This is a genomic window from Sediminibacterium sp., from assembly GCF_051860225.1.
Lineage (GTDB): Bacteria > Bacteroidota > Bacteroidia > Chitinophagales > Chitinophagaceae > Sediminibacterium.
On record NZ_JBHYEI010000002.1, the window covers coordinates 679,945 to 699,575 of the forward strand.

The window sequence follows — 19,631 nt, forward strand, 5'->3', positions numbered from 1 at the left end:
CGTTGTAAACTATTTTGTTAAACTAATACCTAAGTAAGCCATCATACCAGCTCCTATTTCAATGGCAGATTCATCAATGTCAAATTTAGGGGTATGTACTTGATGTATAATACCTTTTGATTCGTTGCGTACCCCCAATCTAAAAAAACAACCTGGTATTACTTGTGTATAATAACCAAAATCTTCTGCTCCCATTCGTAGTTCCGTTTCTTCTACCGATTGTTTTCCCATATAATCATTGGCTAATTGCCAAGCTGCTTCTGTAAAATCAGGATCATTGTCTACAGTAGGATAACCAATATCAATATGTAAATCAATTTCTGCACCCATACTTTCAACTAACCCAATTGCTTGCTTTTTAATTAGCTCATGCGCTTTATAACGCCAAGTTTCATCCATTGCCCTGAAGGTTCCCATTAATTTTACTTCACTGGGAATTACATTGGTGGTATTTCCTCCTTGGATAGAGCAAATAGACAAAACAGAGGGTGAAATGGGACTATTATTTCTTGATATAATTTGCTGTAAACTCACGATTAATTGTGAGGCAATTAATACCGTATCTGCAGTTAAATGAGGGGCTGCTGCATGCCCTCCTTTACTTCGAATAGTAATATAAATTTCATCTGCACTAGCCATAACTCTTCCTTTTCTAAAGCTCAGCTTACCCACATCCAAACCCGGATGCACATGCAATGCAACAATCCCATCAGGTCTTGGATTTTCTAAAACACCCTCTTTAATCATAAAACTAGCTCCACCAGGATTTCTCTCTTCGCCAGGTTGAAATAATAGTTTTATTGTTCCATCCCATTCCATTTTTAACTCATTTATAATACGCGCGGCTCCCAACAAAACAGTTGTATGCACATCATGTCCGCAGGCATGCATTACACCATTATTTAATGATTTATAGGGAACATCATTTTCTTCTACAATAGGCAACGCATCCATATCTGCACGCAATGCAATCACACGTGAAGCTGGATTTTTCCCTTTGATAGTTGCTAGAATTCCAGTAGTTGCTTTCACTTCAAAAGCAATATTCATACTACTTAGTTGGTCTTGAACAAAAGCAGATGTTTTAAATTCCTGGTAACTCAATTCTGGGTTGGCATGCAAATGATGTCTGATATCAATCAACTCAGGGGCAATAGTATGAGCGAGTGCTTTAATTTTTTCTTTAAACATGCTGATTGCTTAACTAATTTTGTTCTTCCTCAGGAGGTGTATACTCAATCGTGTCTTCCACGATGTAAATACCTTTAGGAAAAAACTTACTGATTTGATTTCTATATTTCTCTGCTTCTTCTTTCTTTAAGAAGTTTCCAATTCTTACTTTAAAATTTGGCGACTGAAAAAAAGTATAACTTTTTTGATCAGGAAAACGATTCATTAAATCCGTTTTAACTTGATTGGCATCATCTCTTTTGGGAGTACTAATTACTTGTAAGCGAAACCCTTTATATAAGCCAGTACTGGTCATCATAGCAGTACGCTTATTTATTTGCCCTTGTTTGGAAACTAAAATATCTAAACGAGGGTCTTTTTCGATAATTATAGTGTCCCTTACGCAAGCATAAACACCAAATTGGTTAACCAATAAAAAGAATAATATGAAACATCCTATTTTCATGGGGTAAATATAAGGTTAATACGTTGCGTTATGCTGATTTGGTTCCCCCTTAACAATAGCTATACTTGCGCTACAACCTAATCTGGTTGCTCCTGCAGCAACTAATTCTGCTGCAAATTCATAGTCTCTGATTCCCCCAGATGCTTTAATTTGAACCACATCGGGCAAATGAAGCCTGAATAATTTAACAGCTTCAACAGAAGCACCTTTTTCGGCATATCCAGTTGATGTTTTTAAATAATCAATACCAGCTATACCATATAGTTCACAACACTTTATGATTTCCTCCTTAGTTAAAACACCACTCTCAATAATAATTTTAATCGTTTTGTTTTTTGACTTTACCACAGGCATGATATGATTCAATTCATTTGCCAAGTATACCCAATCTTGATTTTTAATGGCACTTATATTAGCTACCACATCTAACTCATCCACCCCATCAACCATGGCCAAAACAATTTCTGCCAATTTAGCTTCAACCGCAGAATAACCAAAAGGAAATCCAATCACGGTAGCCACTTTGATATTTGTTCCTTCCAAAAACGCTTTGGCCTTTTTCACAAAGTTTGGGGGAATACAAACTGCAGCAAAGCCATATTCTACCGCTTCTTTACAAAGCTGTTGAACTTCAGTCAATAAAGTAGTTGGTTTTAAAATAGTATGATCAATATAGGGAGCTAAGTGCATGTAGAAGAATTTTGGCAAAGATAACAAATACCGTAACTACGGTATAGGTGTGCCTGTTAAAAAGCATTTCATTCGCATAAAATACATCACCATGCAAAAAATCTTACTTACACTCTGTTTTATTATTACTGGCCTAATGGCCAATGCACAAAAGGGAATGGATCCACGTTTGAGTATTTATATCGGCATTGCAAGTCCTAAAGCAACTGAAGTTTTTGGGCAATTTTATAAATCAAAAGGAATTCAACCTAGAATTACCGCAGAATACAATTTCCTAAATCTTGGATACACCAATAAAATGTTTGTAAAAGTAGCTGCTATTGCAGGATTAGAACCCCAAAATTTTAGAAACCTAACTACCGCCTTAACCAATGTAACCATGACACAGAAGCCATTGGGCGCTAGAATTTACCCATTTGCTTTTAAAGAAGGATTTAACCCAGATGATCAAAAAGAAGTCTTTAAAAACGCAGGTTTCACTAATTTATTCATTATTGCAGGAACTTGGGCAATTAGCGGATTATATGTAGAAGGAGGTGTTTCTCCAGGGGTAAATATGAAGGAAGAAGGATATGCAGACGTTACCCGTTCGCCCCAATTTTTTGGATGGGGCATTTCATTTGTAGACTTTGAAGACGAGGACAACAAAGTGAAATTTAAATTCAATATTGGAACAAGAAAATATACATGGACCAATGCAAGTAATACAACTTCTCAGATTAAATCTTTCTGTATGGATTTTGGTATAGGCATAAGATTATAAGACCATCAATTACAAAATAAAGCCCGATGATATATTTCATCGGGCTTTTATTTTGTATGATTATGCATCTTTACCATGACAAGATTTAAATTTCTTGCCACTACCACAAGGACAAGGATCGTTCCTGCCAATTTTAGGCCCTACTTTAATAGGCTCTTGTTTTACCGGTGTAGGATCATAATAATCATTTTCATTGGCACCATATTCTTGACCCGCAGCATCTACTTGATCTTTGTTGGCGCTCAACTTACTCATATCGGTTTTTTCTTGATGACCTTCTTGCAATTCATCACCCTCAGCCAATGGAATACCAGCGTGACATAAGAATTGAACGATATCTCTATTTACTTCACCATCCATTTTTTTGAACAATTCAAAAGCTTCCATCTTGTAAATTACTAATGGATCTTTTTGTTCGTAGGTCGCGGTTTGAACACTCTGCTTTAAGTCGTCCATAGAGCGCAAATGCTCTTTCCATGCATTATCAATGAAAGCTAATGTTACTGTTCTTTCTAAAGAATGTAATAATTCAGCACCATTTGTCTGTAAGGTTTTATCCATATTGGCCAAAGCCTGCACCTGACGTTTGCCATCGGTAAACGGAACAATTACATTGTCAATATGCGAACCTTGTTGCAACTTTATATTTTTAAATACAGGAACAGCCTGAACCATCATATCCTGTTTTCTTTTTTCATATTGAGCAATGGCTTCACTATATAATTTCTCTGCCAATTGATTAGCATTGGTTTTATTGAACTCTTCAAGTGAAATAGAAGTATCAATTCCAAAGTTTACAATAGCAGCCAATTTAAATTGATCGTATTCATTTTGATCTTTAAACGAAAGGACTAAGCCTTCTGCAACTGCATACATTGCGTTGTCTAGGTCTAAGGCCAATCTTTCACCAAACAAAGCATGATTGCGTTTGCTATAAATAACTGTACGCTGTTTATTCATTACATCGTCATATTCCAACAATCGCTTTCTAATACCAAAATTGTTTTCTTCTACTTTACGTTGGGCACGTTCAATAGATTTAGTAATCATACCTGCTTGAATTACTTCACCTTCTTTATATCCCGCAAAGTCCATGACTTTGGCGATACGCTCACTACCAAACATGCGCATCAAATCGTCTTCTAAAGATACAAAGAACAGAGAGGAACCAGGATCACCTTGACGACCAGCACGACCTCTTAACTGACGATCTACCCTTCTAGACTCATGTCTTTCCGTACCAAGAATAGCCAATCCTCCCGCTTCTTTAACACCAGGCCCTAATTTAATGTCGGTACCTCTACCAGCCATATTGGTAGCAATAGTAACCGCACCAGCCAAACCTGCTTCTGCAACAATCTGTGCTTCACGTGAGTGTTGCTTAGCATTTAATACATTGTGAGGAATTTGTTTTTGCCTAAGCATTCTACTCAACAATTCACTCACTTCAACAGAGGTAGTACCTACTAGCACTGGACGACCAGCTTCGCGTAACAAAACAATTTCATCAATGACAGCCCCAAACTTTTCTCGTTTAGTTTTGAATATTTTATCTTCCTCATCTTTTCTAATTGCTGGAACATTCGTAGGTATGCTTACAACATCCAACTTATATATGTCCCATAATTCAGCAGCTTCTGTTTCAGCTGTTCCAGTCATACCACCTAACTTATGGTACATTCTAAAGTAGTTCTGCAATGTTACCGTTGCATAAGTTTGGGTTGCTGCTTCAATTTTTACATTTTCTTTTGCTTCAATTGCTTGGTGTAGACCATCTGAATATCTTCTTCCATCTAAAATACGCCCTGTTTGTTCATCTACAATTTTAACAGCCCCATCCATCACCACGTACTCAACGTCTTTATCAAATAAAGTGTAGGCTTTTAATAGTTGTTGAACAGTATGAATTCGATCCGCTTTTACAGAATACTCATTTATCAAAGCTTCTTTCTTCATTAGCTTTTGATCTGCAGCCAACCCTGGGTCAGTATCAATAGCAGCTAAGCCTAAACTGATATCTGGTAATACAAAGAAGTTGGGATCTTCCCCTTGTCCAGTAATTAATTGAATACCCTTATCAGTTAATTCAACAGAATTATTTTTCTCATCAATATAAAAATAAAGCTCTTCATCCGCCTTTGGCATTTCACGCTGCTGGTCTGCTAAATAATGATTTTCTGCTTTCTGTAATTTAACCCTATTACCAGGCTCACTTAAAAATTTAATTAAAGCACTATTCTTTGGCAATCCACGGTGTGCGCGGAATAAAGCCAAGCCTCCATCCTTTGGATCATCATTTCCTTCAGCAATTTTTTTCTTTGCTTCAGTTAAAAACTGTTGAGTTGCTCTTTTTTGCGCTTCAACTAATTTTTCAATTCTTGGTTTTAAGGCAAAAAATTGTTGTTCACCAGTTTGGTATCCGATAGGACCAGAAATAATTAATGGTGTTCTAGCATCATCAATTAAAACTGAATCCACTTCATCAACCATTGCAAAATGATGTTTTCTTTGTACCATTTCAGCAGGGCTATGTACCATATTATCACGCAAATAATCGAATCCAAATTCGTTATTGGTACCGTAGGTAATATCCGCCAAATATGCTTTTCTTCTAGCTTCACTGTTAGGCTCATGTTTATCAATACAATCAACCGTGATACCTAACCATTCAAACAAAGTGCCATTCCACTCACTATCACGCTTAGCCAAATAATCATTCACCGTTACAATATGCACGCCCTCTCCAGCCAAAGCATTTAAGTAAGCTGGTAAAGTAGACACCAAAGTCTTACCCTCTCCTGTAGCCATTTCTGCAATCTTCCCTTGGTGCAAAACAGATCCCCCAATCAACTGAACATCGTAATGAACCATGTTCCATGTCACTTTTCCACCTGCTGCAGTCCAAGTATTATTAAAAACCGACTCATTGCCATTAATGGTCACGTATTCTTTTCTTACACTTAACTCTCTGTCAAGCTGAGTAGCCGTAGATACTAGCTTTTCATTTTCTTTGAATCTACGCGCTGCTTCTTTTATAACGGCAAAAGCTTCAGGCTGAATGATAGCTAAAGCTTCTTCAATTTTTTTATCGCGATCTTTACGTAGCTTATCTATATTTTTATATATAGTATCCCTTCCATGAATATCAGCTTCAGCTAATGATTCGGCATTAGCTTTCTCAGCAGCAATTTCAGCATCTATTCCTTTTAGATGGTCTTGTATTCTTGCTTTAAACTCCACCGTTTTATTACGCAACTCATCATTGGTTAATGATTGGTACTGCTGAAAAAACTGGTTGGTCTTTTGGATGATCGGCATTAACTGCTGCACATCTTTTTCACTTTTACTACCCCCGAATAACTTAGAAATGAACTTCAACATATTTTATATACTCTGATATGAAAAAATTTAACAGTCAAACAGCGTGCAACAAATTTTTTTTAGCCAATTTGGCACCCTGAATTAGAGCCGCCAAAGGTAAGGTTTTGATTTTAGAAGCAAATGAAGCAATTAACTATTATACCAACGGTTTTTTTATGCCTGCTAATGGCGTCTATTAATTTGAATGGACAGGAATCAGAATCAGCTCCACTAATTACAGACACATTGCCTAAACAAGCAATTGACTCTATCATTATGGTCAGTGATTCCATTGCAGCCGACAGATATAATAAAAACAAATCTAATATGACCTTATTAGCAGCCTGGGCAGGGGTGAACATCATTCAGGGGAGTATATCTGCAACAAATGCCACGGGGTCGGGTCCTTATTTTTTTAGAATGAATGCATATTGGAATATGGTTAACCTGGGAATTGCGAGTGTTGGTTTGTTCCAGCTTAGAAAAGAGTGGTCAAAAAAGTATTCATTTACCCAAAATCAGCTAGCACAGCAGAAACTAGAGAAAATCCTATTATTAAATACTGGCTTAGATATTGCTTATATCACAACTGGTTTTTTATTAAAAGAGCGAGGAAACAGTCAAAATAACCTTCAAAACATTGGTTATGGCAATAGTTTGCTACTACAGGGAGCTTTTTTGCTGGTATTTGACTTAGTACAATATGGAAACCATCGAAGAAATGGTAAAATCTTAGAGAAACAGCTATCCAAATTACAAATTCATACCAGTGGAAATGGAATTGGATTACGTTTACCTCTTTAAATAATCCATGAAACTTATTGGAATTTATAGGCTTTTCAGCTACTTTTGCAACCCGTTAGATATAAACTTTAAACCTTACAAATGGCAGGTCAATTAAAAGAGGTTAGGAACCGTATAAAGAGTGTTCAAAGTACTCAGCAAATTACCAAGGCAATGAAAATGGTTAGTGCGGCTAAATTACGCCGTGCACAGGATGCAATTACACAAATGCGTCCATATGCCCAAAAGTTGCAGGAAATGCTCAGCAATATTGTAAGTAGTATTGAAGGAGGCACTACTTTGGCATTAGCAGAAGAAAGACCAGTGGAGAAAGTGTTATTGATTGTTATCACTTCAGACAGAGGTTTATGTGGTGGTTATAATGCCAATATTGTAAAATTGGCAAAAAGTACTGTAGCAGAAAAATACAGCAGTCAGTTTAGCAAAGGCAATGTGACAGTTTGGAATATTGGAAAGAAAGGTTGGGAAAGCTTAAGTAAAGCTGGATACAATACAAATGATCGCTTTAAGGATATTTACTTAAATCTTCATTTTGAAGCCGTTCAGGAAGCAGCGCAATCTGCTATGAAAGCTTTTGAACAGAAAGAATTTGACGCAGTAGAAATAATATATAGTGAATTTAAAAATGCTGCAACACAAGCATTTGTTGCTGAACAATTTTTACCTATCCCAAAAGTAGCTCCAAAAGCAGGAAGCAAAAAAGCTGACTTTATTTTTGAACCAGCAAAAGAAGTACTGATAGCTGAATTAATGCCAAAAATTTTGAATACCCAATTATTCAAAGCGGTTTTAGATGGTAATGCAAGTGAACATGGTGCACGTATGACGGCAATGGACAAGGCAAGTGAAAACGCAAATGAATTGTTGAAGTCACTTAAAATCAGCTATAACCGTGCACGTCAGGCTGCTATCACTACAGAATTAACAGAAATTGTGAGCGGAGCTGCTGCTTTACAAGGATAATAGCCAATACAACCATGGAATTAAGTGAAATTATACCACATATAGAAGTCCTCATTTTTGCCAGTGAAAAGCCGCTGACTTCATTGGATATTGTTGAGCTAATCAATAATAGTTTTGGATTTTTAGAAGAACGTATTTCGCTTGATCAAGTTGAAACAGCCGTAGAAGGTATTAAAGAAAAATATGCTGCAGAATTCTATCCTTTTGAGGTTAGAGAAAGCGGCGGTGGATGGCAGTTCCTTACTAAAAAAGAATTCCACAAAACTATTGCACAATTAAATGGAGATAAGTTTTTAAAACGCTTATCCAATGCTGCTTTAGAAACGCTTGCTATCATTGGTTATAAGCAACCAATCACCAAGGGTGAAATTGAAGCGATAAGAGGCGTAAATAGCGACTATTCCATTCAAAAATTACTAGAAAAAGAACTGATTTTAATTAGTGGTAGAAATGAACAATTGCCAGGCAAGCCCTTAGTTTATGCCACTTCCAAAACTTTTATGGATTATTTCGGCATCAATAGTGCTGCAGACCTGCCAAAAATAAAAGAAGTATTAGCAGATCAGATTGTAGAAGGTACTATTATAAAACCAGAAGACTTTACTGATAATCAAGTAGCCAATGCAACAGCAGCAATTCCTTCTGATGAAGAAGTGATTGAAGGAGATGTATCTGCCCTAACAGTGAATGAAGAAGGAGAATTGACTACCATAGACACATCTCTTGATAAGGATTTATCAAAAGAAAATGATGAATCAAATACTGATGAATCAAATAGCAACGAAGAGCAGAATCCACAATAGTTGGATTATCTTTGTGCTATGTCTTTAACAATTTCCAACGAACAATTACAAGCAGCTGCAAGCCAATATGGTACACCTTTGTATATGTATCATGCAGAAAAAATTACGGCACAATACCAGCAATTACAAAATGCATTTGAGGGAGTTTATGCGCGATTTTTTTATGCTTGTAAAGCATTAACTAATCTTGCGGTTTTACAACATGTCCATTCTATTGGTTGCAATATTGATTGTAGTTCTATCAATGAAGTATATCTAGCACTAAAGGCTGGATTTAATCCAGAACAAATTTTATATACCAGTAATGGAATTTCGTTTGAGGAGATTGAAGCTGCTGTAGAAGCTGGGGTATCGGTTAACATTGACAGTTTAAGCAACTTAGAAAAGTTTGGGAAAGCCTATGGCAGCAGATATCCTGTTGGCATTAGATTGAGACCCAATATAATGGCTGGAGGTAATCTTAAAATTTCTACAGGGCATAATGGTAGTAAATTTGGCATTCCGATAGAACAATTAACCGAAATCCTCACCATAAAAGAGCATTACAAGCTTCGTATTAATTGTTTACATGTTCATACCGGAAGTGAAATAAAAGATGTGGAAGTTTTTATTAAGGTTGCCGATATTTTCTATGATCTAGTACCCTCATTTCCCGATTTACAAGTCTTAGATATGGGGGGTGGTTTTAAGGTACCGTATCAAGAAGGTGAAAAAGGGACTGATATTCCTTTATTGGCTAAAAGAGTGGGAGAAGTACTCAACAAATTTGAAAAAAGTTATGGCAAAAAATTTCAAGTTTGGTTTGAGCCCGGAAAATATTTAGTGAGCGAATGTGGTTATTTAATTACCAGTGTGAACGTAATTAAGGAAACACCTACTGTGATTTTTGCAGGTGTAAATAGTGGCTTCAATCATTTGATACGCCCAATGTTTTATGAAGCCTATCATCATATCAAGAATTTAAGTAACCCCAACGGTAAAGTTAAAATTTATGCAGTTACTGGTAATATCTGTGAAACCGACAATTTTGCTTGGGACAGACCTATCAACGAAATAAGAGAGGGAGATTTATTGGTCATTGAAAATGCAGGAGCATATGGATTTGAAATGGGGAGTAATTACAATGCAAGGTTTTTACCCGCTCAAGTTTTATTAAGAGATGAAAAAATGCTTTTAATAAGAAAAAGAGACACGATGGAGGATTTGTTAAAAAATCAGATAGGCCTATCTTATTAAGAACAATTCATTAGTTTACAGTATCATGATTACGTTAAAAAATATTAGCAAAAGCTTTGATGACCGAGTAATTATTCAGGGCATTGATGCAGTAATGGAAAGTAGTAAATGTAATCTGATTATTGGCACAAGTGGAAGTGGCAAAACAGTACTGACTAAATGTATTGTAGGCCTCATTAAACCCAATGAGGGAAGCATTGAATACGACGGAGAAGACCTTGTGCAAATGGATGAAAAATCGAAAAAACAATTGCGTCAACAGATTGGAATGCTATTTCAAGGAAACGCTTTATTTGATTCGATGACGGTACAAGAAAATGTAAAATTCCCATTGGATATGTTTACCACATTAACCCATGGCGAAAAAATAAAAAAAGTTGATGAAGTATTAGATAGGGTTAATCTAAAAGATGCACGTAAAAGATTTCCTGCTGAAATTAGCGGAGGAATGAAAAAACGGGTTGGTATTGCTCGTTCTATTGTATTGAATCCAAAGTATCTTTTTTGTGATGAGCCTAATTCTGGGTTAGATCCACAAACTTCTATGGTGATTGATAAACTCATTAAAGAAATTACCATCGATTATAAAATGACAACAGTAGTTGTAACCCACGATATGAATAGTGTAATGGAGATTGGGGACCATATCATGTACCTATACAATGGTAAGAAGCAATGGGAAGGATCTAACAAAGACATTATTTTTAGTAAAGATCAATTACTCAATGATTTTATTTTTGCTTCGGAGTTTTTACAAGATGCTAAACAAATGCGGATGCAAGAAGCAGGTCACTAAAAAGCAATCAATTAGAAAGTATGAAATGGAAGTATTACTGCGCATTTTTAATAATATTTATCAGCTGTCTAAAGTTACAAGCGCAAAGCCCTATTGACAATCGACCAAACTATATTAAAAATCCCGCGCTACCTGCATTCAAATTAATTTTAACCGATAGCAGCTTGTTTACAGAGAAGTTAATTCCTAAGGCTGAATATACCTGTATTGTTTATTTCAGCCCTGATTGTGGTCATTGCCAATATGAGGCCGACCAAATGATTCGTAAAATGGATAGTTTAAAACAAGTACAATTTGTTTGGGTTAGCTATAGAGATTTCAATGATATAAAGGCTTTTGGACGTAAATATCAATTTGATTTATATCCCAATATCATTTTAGGTCGTGATCCTGAATATATTGTACCTGCTTTTTTTCAAGTCAAATTCACTCCATTTGTAGCTTTATACGATAAAAACAAGCAGTTTTTAAAAGCCTGGGAGTCAGGTGTAGAAATGCCTGAATTATTACAATTTATTCACAAAAAATAAGGCTGCTGCACGTACCTTTGCACCACTTAAATTAATCATTTTAAATAATGCCAATTATGAAAGTTACTGTAGTAGGTGCTGGTGCTGTAGGAGCAACCTGTGCTGACAATATTGCCCGTAAGGAATTATGTACTGAGCTGGTATTACTAGACATCAAAGAAGGATTTGCAGAAGGCAAGGCCCAAGACATGATGCAAACAGCTGCTTTACTAGGTTTTGACACTAAAATTACCGGAAGCACCAACGACTACAGTAAAACTGCAGGAAGTGATGTGGTAGTTATTACTTCAGGTTTACCGCGTAAACCAGGTATGACTCGTGAAGAATTAATTGGCACCAATGCGGGTATTGTAAAAGGGGTTTGTGAAAATATTTTGAAGTACTCTCCCAATGCAATTATCATTGTAATCAGTAATCCAATGGATACAATGACTTACTTAGCATTAACTGCAACAGGATTACCAAAAAATAGAATCATTGGAATGGGTGGCACATTAGATAGCAGCCGCTTCAAATATCAATTGAGTCAACACTTAAATTGCAGCCCAGCCGATTTAAATGCGTTGGTTGTAGGTGGACATGGAGATACTACTATGATTCCGTTGATTCGATATGCTACATGGAACAGTGCACCTGTGACAGATTTTCTATCTAAAGAACAACAAGAACAAATTGTAAATGATACCATGGTAGGTGGAGCAACATTGACTAAACTCATAGGTACTTCCGCTTGGTATGCACCAGGTGCAGCAGGAGCTGCTTTAGTTGAGAGCATTGTTCGCGATGAGAAAAAATTATTTACTTGCTGCGTTAGCTTAGAAGGTGAATATGGTCAGAACGATATTTGCTTAGGCGTTCCTGTAACTATTGGAAAAAATGGTTGGGAAAAAATCATCGACCTTAAATTAAATGAAGAAGAACAAGCTGCATTTAATAAGAGCGCTGATGCGGTTAGAAGCATGAATGATGTTTTAAAAACTTTATAGTTATAAAATCCATTGCATTGCCATTGCAGCAATGTTAGCGGTATCTTGTAATTGCATACAGTTAAAATGCCCTTTGGGGCATTTTTTTTTGCCATAATTACTACAAGGCTGACAAGTTAAATCAGGTACAATAAAATTGTGGTAGGCTACTTGATTTTTATGTACAGCTAATTGCTGTGCCCCATAATAAGGCTCCACCGCCAACTTAGGAGAAGTGCCTCCCCAGATGGCCAATACTTTTTTATTAAAAGCACAGGCAATGTATTGTAAACCCGTATCGTGTGAAATAACCAGTTTTGCTTGTTTTACTAAATCCGCAGATTCGTGTAAAGAAAATTTGCCACAAGCGTTATAAACTCGAATAGAATCTATGCTAGCAATTGCATCGCCTTCTAGCTGATCATCTTTACCGCCAATTAAAATAATGGGATATGGAATTTGAGTACATAATTGCTGCAGCTTAGGAATAGGCAATTTTTTGGTAGCATAAGAAGCCCCGATTACAATAGCAATGTATCCAAATTGATGCGATGCAGGAATATCATTTATTTGAATACCCTTCCCTTCAGGAATAAAATAATCAAGTCCTTGCTCATCATTAACAATTCCTAGTGGAGCCAATGCATCTAAGCTTCTAAGTGTAATATGTCTATTGGGCATTTGGTTGATTCCAAAACGAGTAAGCAGCCATTTCTGCCGACTTAATTTATGATAAGCATATACTGGAACTTTTAATTGAAACTGAATGAGCCAAGACCTAAAATTTTTATGCAAATCAATAATATAATCAAATTGTTGGCTCATGAGTTTAGGGATAAGCTCATTGAGATTATTATTGAAGTAATGAAACTGGTCTATATACGGATTAGCTTCTGTAACTGCTTTCATAGAAAGCTTGGTTAAAAAATGTACTTCAACGCCAGGCAATTGTTGCTTTAAACACCTAAATACAGGAGAAGTCAACACAATATCTCCAATCGAAGAAAAGCGAATGACCAGTATTTTTTTTGTTGAAACCTCCATGGTCGAATAGGTTAATTTAGGTATGCTTTTCTACAAAATCTAAATCCTTATGAAAAGTTTCTTCGGTAAAATAAAAAGCAATTAAGGTAATACTCATGATAATGATGCCCGTGATAATTCCACTTTGAATTAAAGACCAACCCCAGTTATGTTGAAATAAATTAAGAAACATCAGATTAATCAGTGGCAATGCCCCCCTTACCATATTAGGAATGGTAGTAGCAGCTGTAGCCCTTAAATTAGTACCAAACTGCTCTGCTCCCATTGTAACAAAAATAGCCCAGAACCCAGTGCTAAAGCCCAACATGCCGCAAATAAAATACATAGAAGTATCATTGTTATTAAAGCTACTGTAGAAAAACAAGAGGCATACTATACAGAGTAAGTAAAAAGAAAGCAATGCTTTTTTCCTACTCTTAAAATATTGACTAATCAATCCAATTAAAATATCTCCAATGGCAATACCCACGTAGGCAAACATGATGGCCCTACCACTTTCAATTTTATTATCGCCATATAACGCACCTGCAAAACGATTGCTAAGATTCACTAAAATTCCAATCACATACCAAGTAGGCAAACCAATTAAAATGGCAAGAATATATTTCTTAAATCTTTTCCCATTATTAAAAAACATGAAGAAATTGCCTTTCTGAATACCCACTTGTTCTTTTAAACTATGAAACATGCCACTCTCTGTTACAGAAATACGCAATAATAATAATCCAATCCCCAATCCACCTCCAATCATATAACAAAGTCTCCAGTCATTGGTGAGCTTGTAAACAAAATAGGCAAACACTGCTCCAAATAAACCAATACCTGCAACCAACGAAGTACCTACCCCTCTTTTTTCTTTTGGCAACAATTCACTTACTAAAGTAATGCCTGCGCCTAATTCGCCAGCTAAGCCAATACCCGCAATAAATCTAGCCCAAGCATATTGATCGACTGTTTGTACAAACCCTGTTGCAAAATTGGCAACAGAGTAAAGTGCAATTGATCCAAATAATACACTTAATCTTCCTTTTCGATCTCCAATGGTACCCCATAATACACCGCCAATTAACAAGCCAACCATTTGCCAATTGATAATTTTAGTACTTGCAGCAATAACTTGAACACTATCATTTAATTGAACGCCTATGCCTGCCAAACTAGGTTCTCTAACAATCGTGAATAGCAGCAAATCGTAGATATCTACAAAATAACCAAGAGCTGCAACAACAACTGGTAAAGAGAATATGCCGTAATTTTTTGCCGTCATGCTAATTATTTCTTTTTATTGAAAACTAATTTCATGATAACAGGTGCAGTAGTAACAGCAACAATACCTAATACTATTACTTCTAAGTGATCTTTTAAATCAAATCCAAATTGAGCTAGAATCCATTTTTGTAAAAAATGGCCCGCAAAAAGCATACTGCCTACCCAAGCCACACAACCCACCACATTAAAAAATGCGAATTTCTTTTTATCCATTTGTACAATACCAGCTACGATGGGAGCAAAGGTTCGAACTATAGGGATAAAGCGGGCTACTATAATTGCCCCACCACCATGCTTTTCATAAAATTCATGTGCTTGTTGTAAATAACGTTGCTTAAAAAACATGTTTTCTTTCCATTGATACATAGCAGGGCCTACTTTTTTACCAAACCAATACCCGGTTGTATTCCCGACAATTCCCGCAGCGGAAATAAGCAGCATGATCAACAATAAATCAAGTACCTCATTACCAGTAGGTATAAACTCATTTGCTAAATTGGTGCTGTAAATACCCGCAACAAACAATAAACTATCACCTGGCAGAAAGAATCCAGCAAATAATCCTGTTTCAGCAAAAACAACAAACAAAATCAACCATAAGCCTCCGTGCTCAATATAAAACTGAGGCTGCAATAAATTAGTCCAATGAAACTCTAATAATATTTGCATTAACATAACACTACATAATTTTTTTTACGACTCCATTTCAAAACTACCTTCTTCTTGTAACTCACCTTCCCATTTGCTTACCACACTTGTAGCCAATGCATTTCCTAATACATTGGTACCGGTTCTAAACATATCACAAAAGTGATCAATTGGCAAAATTAATGCAACTCCTTCTGGTGGAATTTTAAACATGGCACAAGTAGCTAGAACAATAATCAAGGAAGCCCTTGGCACTCCAGCAATTCCTTTACTAGTCAACATCAAGACCAATAACATAGTAATCTGCTCTCCTATTGGCATATGGATACCATATGCTTGAGCAATAGCTAAGCTAGCAAAAGTCATGTACATCATACTGCCATCCAAATTAAAAGAGTACCCTAATGGCAAAATAAAAGACACAATGCTTTTTTTACAACCAAAACGCTCTAACTCTTCGGTTAACTTAGGAAATACCGCTTCACTACTGGTAGTACTAAAAGCTACCAATAATGGATTCGCAATGATTTTTAATAAACGAAACATTCTTTTTCCAAGTATCAAAAAACCAACTGAACATAACAGTGCCCATAAAACAGCTATTCCTAAAACAAAATAACCAAAGTATATAAAGTAAAAACTAAAAATTCCCAACCCCTTATCTGCTACTACCGCAGCCAATGTTCCAAACACACCAAAAGGTGCAAAATTCATTACATACCCTACAATTTTTAAAATGATATGTGCAACAATATCCAATGCATTAATCACGGGTTTAGAATAAGAACCTAAGTTAGCAGCAGCCACACCAAAGAAAATAGAAAAGACTACAATTTGCAATATTTCATTGGTAGCCATTGCTTCAAAAATGCTAGCAGGTACTACGTGTTCAATAAATTTTTGCAAGGAAAACTCAGAAGTTTTTCCCATTAAATCTTGTAACCCTGCATTATCAGCCTGTGATAAATTGATGTAAGAGCCAGGCTGAAAATAATTCACCAATATCATTCCCACCAATAAACTCACCAAAGATGCAGAGACAAACCATAACATGGCTTTGCCACCTACTCTACCGACCGTTTTTAAATCGCCTAATTTAGCAATACCAACCACCAACGTACTAAAAACCAATGGAGCTATGATTGTTTTTACCAATCTGATAAAAATAGTTCCCAATAATTTAATGTTCTTCGAAAACGCAGTAATTGTTTCAGGAGCAGCAGATTCATGTATAATATATCCTGTTACTATACCCAATACCATGGCAATCAGGATATAAATAGTCAATTTATTCTTCATCCAGCAAAATTTGAGTTGGCAATATAGCCGTAAATTGAATATAATACCTATTTTGCCAGATAATTTAAAACCAGAACCCAATTAATAAAACTATGAGTTTATTCAGAAAGAAATCGCTTTCAGCGATGCTGGCCAATGCAGAGGATTCTACCAATGGTTTACAAAGAACACTTGGAGCCGGAAATTTAATTGCATTAGGTATCGGAGCCATTATTGGTGCCGGTTTGTTTGTTAGAACAGCTGCAGCTGCAGGACAATCTGCAGGACCAGCTGTTACCATTTCATTTATTATTGCCGCAATTGGATGTGCGTTTGCTGGTCTTTGTTATGCAGAGTTTGCAGCAATGATTCCTATTGCGGGTAGTGCGTATGCTTACTCTTATGTTACATTAGGAGAATTGGTTGCTTGGATTATTGGATGGGCTTTAATTATGGAATATGCTTTAGGAGCAGCAACTGTATCTATTGCATGGAGCGAGTACCTCAATAAATTATTTGGAGGATCCATTCCATATGAATGGTGTCATTCCCCCTTTGAAAGCTTTACAGATTCTGCAGGTGTATTACACCAGGGAATGATTAATGCACCAGCTTTATTGATTTTGTTTTTAATCACATTATTATTGATTAAAGGAACGCAGGAATCTGCCATTGTAAACGCTGTAATAGTATTTATTAAAGTAGGTATCGTATTGTTGTTTATTGGAATTGGTTGGCAGTTTATAAAGCCTGAAAACCATACTCCATACATGATTCCAGAAGGAACCGCAGCCGTGGTTGATAGTGCAGGTAAAGTTATTGCAGATTATTCTCCCTTCAATAAACATGGATGGGGTGGTGTACTAGGTGGAGCAGCTGTTGTATTTTTTGCCTTCATTGGTTTTGATGCGGTATCAACTGCAGCGCAAGAAGCAAAGAATCCAAAAAGAGATATGCCAATTGGTATTTTAGGTTCTTTAGTAGTATGTACCATTCTATACATTTTATTTGGTCACGTATTAACTGGGGTGGCCAACTGGAAAGAGTTTGTTGATCCTGAAAAAGGACGTGAAGCTTCTGTTGCTTACGCTATTTCTGCATATATGACTGGCTATGGCTGGTTAGCACAAGCAGTAACTATTGCAATTTTAGCAGGCTTCTCTTCTGTTATTTTAGTAATGTTAATGGGCCAGAGCCGTATTTTCTACTCAATGAGTAATGATGGTTTGATTCCAAAAGCATTTGGAGATTTACATCCTAAATTCCGCACGCCTTACAAAGCCAATATCATCCTCTTCGTATTTGTAGGATTATTTGCAGCTTTTGTTCCAGGACATGTGGCAGGAGACCTTACTTCTTTTGGTACCCTATTTGCTTTTGTGTTAGTTAGTGTTGGCGTATGGGTATTAAGGGTAAAATCACCTGAATTAGAGCGTCCATTTAAAACACCTATGGTTCCATTGGTGTCTACATTAGGAGTTATTGTATGTACTTCAATGATTTTTGTTCTTGATGCAACAACTTTAAAAGTTGCGTTTGGATGGATGGCATTGGGCTTGGTAGTGTACTTTGTTTATAGTAAAAAAAGAAGTAAACTGAACTAATCAATAAAATTGCATATTCTAAAAGCCCCAACTAGTGTTGGGGCTTTTTTTTCACTAATTTTGCCATCCGAAAACAACAACTATGGGAAGGATTTTTGAAGTACGTAAAGCAAGCATGTTTGCCCGTTGGGATAAAATGGCAAAAAACTTTACCCGAATTGGTAAAGAAATTGTAATTGCAGTAAAAGCATCAGGACCTGATGTTGCTACGAATCCAGCATTAAGAAGGTGTTTCCAAAATGCCAAAAGCGTGGGTATGCCCAAAGACCGTGTTGAAGCTGCAATTAAGCGAGCTATGGGTAAAGACACTAGTAACTATGAAGAAATACTATACGAAGGATATGCGCCACATGGCGTTGCATTGTTGGTAGAAACAGCTACCGATAACCATGTTAGAACGGTAGCCAACGTTAAGAGCCACTTTAATAAAGGAAATGGAGCTATGGGCACCAACGGAAGCGTGAGTTTCCAATTCAAAAAAATGGGGGTATTTAAACTAAAAGCAGAGGGCCAAGATTTAGAAGAGATGGAATTGGAGTTGATAGATCATGGCTTAGATGAGTTAGGAGAAAGTGAAGACGACAACGGCAATCCGATCATTGTGTTGCGTTGTGCATTTACCGACTTTGGAAGGTTACAAAAAGAGCTGGAAGACAGAAATATTACCCCTATTAGTGCAGAATTAGAATGGATTCCAACCAATACCGTTCCAGTAACCGATGAACAAGCAGAAGATGTTTCTAAACTAATTGAAAGACTAGAGCAAGACGAAGACGTGAATAAAGTATTCCATAATATGGGATAATAAATTGAGCTTTATAAATGGAAAATTCAATTGATATAAACCCCGTTATACTTTTTGACGGGGTTTGTAATTTGTGTAATAGTACCGTATTATTTGTAATTAAACATGATCCAAAAAAGCAATTTCGTTTTGCTTCAATTCAGGGGGATTATGGCCAACAAGTACTAAAGCAGTTTCAGTTACCACCTGACTCACTAAATTCATTTATTCTTTTAAAAGACAATCAAATTTACACGCATTCTACAGGCGCATTAAAAGTTGCAAGGCAATTATCAGGTGCATGGCCATTGCTTTATGCATTTATCATTATACCATCTTTTATTCGCAATGCAGTTTATCAATTTATTGCGAATAATCGATACAAATGGTTTGGTAAAAAAGAAAGCTGTGAAGTTCCGAGCCCAGCAATCAAAGCACTGTTTTATAATTAAATTATC

At 36.3% G+C, this 19,631-nt stretch carries 19 protein-coding genes; 11 read left to right on the plus strand and 8 right to left on the minus strand.

Annotation, left to right across the window (positions count from 1 at the left end):
* Nucleotides 1-9: 9 nt before the first annotated feature.
* From ACTIEI_RS09955 to deoC, 3 genes are read right to left on the minus strand one after another with little or no spacing between them, the layout of a single operon-like run.
* On the minus strand, nt 10-1,191 hold the full coding sequence (locus ACTIEI_RS09955) for a M20 metallopeptidase family protein (protein ID WP_439506142.1): 1,182 nt from the start codon (nt 1,189-1,191) through the stop codon (nt 10-12).
* 13 nt (nt 1,192-1,204) lie between these two features.
* The gene (locus ACTIEI_RS09960) at nt 1,205-1,636 is read right to left on the minus strand and encodes an SPOR domain-containing protein (protein ID WP_439506143.1); all 432 of its coding nucleotides are present in this window, start codon (nt 1,634-1,636) and stop codon (nt 1,205-1,207) included.
* 15 nt (nt 1,637-1,651) lie between these two features.
* Entirely contained in the window at nt 1,652-2,326 is a 675-nt protein-coding gene (deoC, locus tag ACTIEI_RS09965; RefSeq protein ID WP_439506144.1) for a deoxyribose-phosphate aldolase, read from the minus strand.
* A 91-nt stretch (nt 2,327-2,417) separates the two neighbouring features.
* Here deoC and ACTIEI_RS09970 point away from each other — a divergent pair, with 91 nt between their 5' ends.
* Nucleotides 2,418-3,089, plus strand: a complete 672-nt coding sequence (locus ACTIEI_RS09970; protein WP_439506145.1) for a hypothetical protein — start codon at nt 2,418-2,420, stop codon at nt 3,087-3,089.
* A 60-nt stretch (nt 3,090-3,149) separates the two neighbouring features.
* Here the strand turns inward: ACTIEI_RS09970 and secA are convergent, their stop codons facing one another.
* Nucleotides 3,150-6,470 carry a preprotein translocase subunit SecA gene (gene secA / locus ACTIEI_RS09975; RefSeq protein ID WP_439506146.1) on the minus strand — a complete coding sequence of 1,107 codons (3,321 nt, stop codon included), beginning with the start codon at nt 6,468-6,470 and terminating at the stop codon, nt 3,150-3,152.
* 165 nt (nt 6,471-6,635) lie between these two features.
* Between secA and ACTIEI_RS09980 the strand changes: the two genes are divergently transcribed.
* From ACTIEI_RS09980 to mdh, 7 genes are all read left to right on the plus strand, one after another.
* Entirely contained in the window at nt 6,636-7,253 is a 618-nt protein-coding gene (locus ACTIEI_RS09980; protein WP_439506147.1) for a DUF6992 family protein, read from the plus strand.
* An 81-nt stretch (nt 7,254-7,334) separates the two neighbouring features.
* Nucleotides 7,335-8,216, plus strand: a complete 882-nt coding sequence (atpG, locus tag ACTIEI_RS09985) for an ATP synthase F1 subunit gamma (RefSeq protein WP_439506148.1) — start codon at nt 7,335-7,337, stop codon at nt 8,214-8,216.
* A gap of 14 nt (nt 8,217-8,230) precedes the next feature.
* Entirely contained in the window at nt 8,231-9,019 is a 789-nt protein-coding gene (gene scpB / locus ACTIEI_RS09990) for an SMC-Scp complex subunit ScpB (protein WP_439506149.1), read from the plus strand.
* 18 nt (nt 9,020-9,037) lie between these two features.
* A complete protein-coding gene (gene lysA / locus ACTIEI_RS09995; RefSeq protein ID WP_439506150.1) occupies nt 9,038-10,255 on the plus strand; it encodes a diaminopimelate decarboxylase in 1,218 nt (405 codons plus the stop codon).
* A gap of 25 nt (nt 10,256-10,280) precedes the next feature.
* Nucleotides 10,281-11,051 carry an ABC transporter ATP-binding protein gene (locus tag ACTIEI_RS10000; RefSeq protein WP_439506151.1) on the plus strand — a complete coding sequence of 257 codons (771 nt, stop codon included), beginning with the start codon at nt 10,281-10,283 and terminating at the stop codon, nt 11,049-11,051.
* Between the two features lie 20 nt (nt 11,052-11,071).
* Nucleotides 11,072-11,581, plus strand: coding sequence for a TlpA family protein disulfide reductase (locus ACTIEI_RS10005; RefSeq protein WP_439506152.1), 510 nt, complete (start codon nt 11,072-11,074; stop codon nt 11,579-11,581).
* 56 nt (nt 11,582-11,637) lie between these two features.
* Nucleotides 11,638-12,567 (plus strand): malate dehydrogenase, encoded by a 930-nt coding sequence (gene mdh, locus ACTIEI_RS10010; RefSeq protein ID WP_439506153.1) that lies wholly within the window; start codon nt 11,638-11,640, stop codon nt 12,565-12,567.
* Here mdh and ACTIEI_RS10015 read toward each other — a convergent pair whose 3' ends face one another.
* The 4 genes from ACTIEI_RS10015 to ACTIEI_RS10030 are packed head-to-tail and all read right to left on the minus strand — an operon-like array spanning nt 12,568 to nt 16,806.
* Nucleotides 12,568-13,590 (minus strand): glycosyltransferase family 9 protein, encoded by a 1,023-nt coding sequence (locus tag ACTIEI_RS10015; RefSeq protein WP_439506154.1) that lies wholly within the window; start codon nt 13,588-13,590, stop codon nt 12,568-12,570.
* A 16-nt stretch (nt 13,591-13,606) separates the two neighbouring features.
* Nucleotides 13,607-14,857, minus strand: a complete 1,251-nt coding sequence (locus ACTIEI_RS10020; RefSeq protein ID WP_439506155.1) for an MFS transporter — start codon at nt 14,855-14,857, stop codon at nt 13,607-13,609.
* Between the two features lie 5 nt (nt 14,858-14,862).
* Nucleotides 14,863-15,534 carry a DedA family protein gene (locus tag ACTIEI_RS10025; protein ID WP_439506156.1) on the minus strand — a complete coding sequence of 224 codons (672 nt, stop codon included), beginning with the start codon at nt 15,532-15,534 and terminating at the stop codon, nt 14,863-14,865.
* A gap of 18 nt (nt 15,535-15,552) precedes the next feature.
* Nucleotides 15,553-16,806 carry a dicarboxylate/amino acid:cation symporter gene (locus tag ACTIEI_RS10030; RefSeq protein WP_439506157.1) on the minus strand — a complete coding sequence of 418 codons (1,254 nt, stop codon included), beginning with the start codon at nt 16,804-16,806 and terminating at the stop codon, nt 15,553-15,555.
* A gap of 92 nt (nt 16,807-16,898) precedes the next feature.
* On the opposite strand from ACTIEI_RS10030, the gene ACTIEI_RS10035 reads away from it, so the two are divergent.
* The 3 genes from ACTIEI_RS10035 to ACTIEI_RS10045 all read left to right on the plus strand — a co-directional run bounded on the left by ACTIEI_RS10035 (nt 16,899) and on the right by ACTIEI_RS10045 (nt 19,625).
* Nucleotides 16,899-18,389 (plus strand): amino acid permease, encoded by a 1,491-nt coding sequence (locus ACTIEI_RS10035; protein WP_439506158.1) that lies wholly within the window; start codon nt 16,899-16,901, stop codon nt 18,387-18,389.
* Between the two features lie 82 nt (nt 18,390-18,471).
* Nucleotides 18,472-19,194: a YebC/PmpR family DNA-binding transcriptional regulator gene (locus tag ACTIEI_RS10040; RefSeq protein ID WP_439506159.1), complete on the plus strand. Its 723-nt coding sequence runs from the start codon at nt 18,472-18,474 to the stop codon at nt 19,192-19,194.
* 17 nt (nt 19,195-19,211) lie between these two features.
* On the plus strand, nt 19,212-19,625 hold the full coding sequence (locus ACTIEI_RS10045) for a thiol-disulfide oxidoreductase DCC family protein (protein ID WP_439506160.1): 414 nt from the start codon (nt 19,212-19,214) through the stop codon (nt 19,623-19,625).
* The last annotated feature ends 6 nt before the right edge of the window (nt 19,626-19,631 follow it).

What these genes read in the sequence shown, in the direction of transcription:
- ACTIEI_RS09955 (WP_439506142.1), bottom strand. Translation starts at nt 1,191, where the DNA reads ATGTTTAAAGAAAAAATTAAAGCACTCGCTCATACTATTGCCCCTGAG.
- ACTIEI_RS09960 (WP_439506143.1), bottom strand. Translation starts at nt 1,636, where the DNA reads ATGAAAATAGGATGTTTCATATTATTCTTTTTATTGGTTAACCAATTT.
- deoC (WP_439506144.1), bottom strand. Translation starts at nt 2,326, where the DNA reads ATGCACTTAGCTCCCTATATTGATCATACTATTTTAAAACCAACTACT.
- ACTIEI_RS09970 (WP_439506145.1), top strand. Translation starts at nt 2,418, where the DNA reads ATGCAAAAAATCTTACTTACACTCTGTTTTATTATTACTGGCCTAATG.
- secA (WP_439506146.1), bottom strand. Translation starts at nt 6,470, where the DNA reads ATGTTGAAGTTCATTTCTAAGTTATTCGGGGGTAGTAAAAGTGAAAAA.
- ACTIEI_RS09980 (WP_439506147.1), top strand. Translation starts at nt 6,636, where the DNA reads ATGGCGTCTATTAATTTGAATGGACAGGAATCAGAATCAGCTCCACTA.
- atpG (WP_439506148.1), top strand. Translation starts at nt 7,335, where the DNA reads ATGGCAGGTCAATTAAAAGAGGTTAGGAACCGTATAAAGAGTGTTCAA.
- scpB (WP_439506149.1), top strand. Translation starts at nt 8,231, where the DNA reads ATGGAATTAAGTGAAATTATACCACATATAGAAGTCCTCATTTTTGCC.
- lysA (WP_439506150.1), top strand. Translation starts at nt 9,038, where the DNA reads ATGTCTTTAACAATTTCCAACGAACAATTACAAGCAGCTGCAAGCCAA.
- ACTIEI_RS10000 (WP_439506151.1), top strand. Translation starts at nt 10,281, where the DNA reads ATGATTACGTTAAAAAATATTAGCAAAAGCTTTGATGACCGAGTAATT.
- ACTIEI_RS10005 (WP_439506152.1), top strand. Translation starts at nt 11,072, where the DNA reads ATGAAATGGAAGTATTACTGCGCATTTTTAATAATATTTATCAGCTGT.
- mdh (WP_439506153.1), top strand. Translation starts at nt 11,638, where the DNA reads ATGAAAGTTACTGTAGTAGGTGCTGGTGCTGTAGGAGCAACCTGTGCT.
- ACTIEI_RS10015 (WP_439506154.1), bottom strand. Translation starts at nt 13,590, where the DNA reads ATGGAGGTTTCAACAAAAAAAATACTGGTCATTCGCTTTTCTTCGATT.
- ACTIEI_RS10020 (WP_439506155.1), bottom strand. Translation starts at nt 14,857, where the DNA reads ATGACGGCAAAAAATTACGGCATATTCTCTTTACCAGTTGTTGTTGCA.
- ACTIEI_RS10025 (WP_439506156.1), bottom strand. Translation starts at nt 15,534, where the DNA reads ATGTTAATGCAAATATTATTAGAGTTTCATTGGACTAATTTATTGCAG.
- ACTIEI_RS10030 (WP_439506157.1), bottom strand. Translation starts at nt 16,806, where the DNA reads ATGAAGAATAAATTGACTATTTATATCCTGATTGCCATGGTATTGGGT.
- ACTIEI_RS10035 (WP_439506158.1), top strand. Translation starts at nt 16,899, where the DNA reads ATGAGTTTATTCAGAAAGAAATCGCTTTCAGCGATGCTGGCCAATGCA.
- ACTIEI_RS10040 (WP_439506159.1), top strand. Translation starts at nt 18,472, where the DNA reads ATGGGAAGGATTTTTGAAGTACGTAAAGCAAGCATGTTTGCCCGTTGG.
- ACTIEI_RS10045 (WP_439506160.1), top strand. Translation starts at nt 19,212, where the DNA reads ATGGAAAATTCAATTGATATAAACCCCGTTATACTTTTTGACGGGGTT.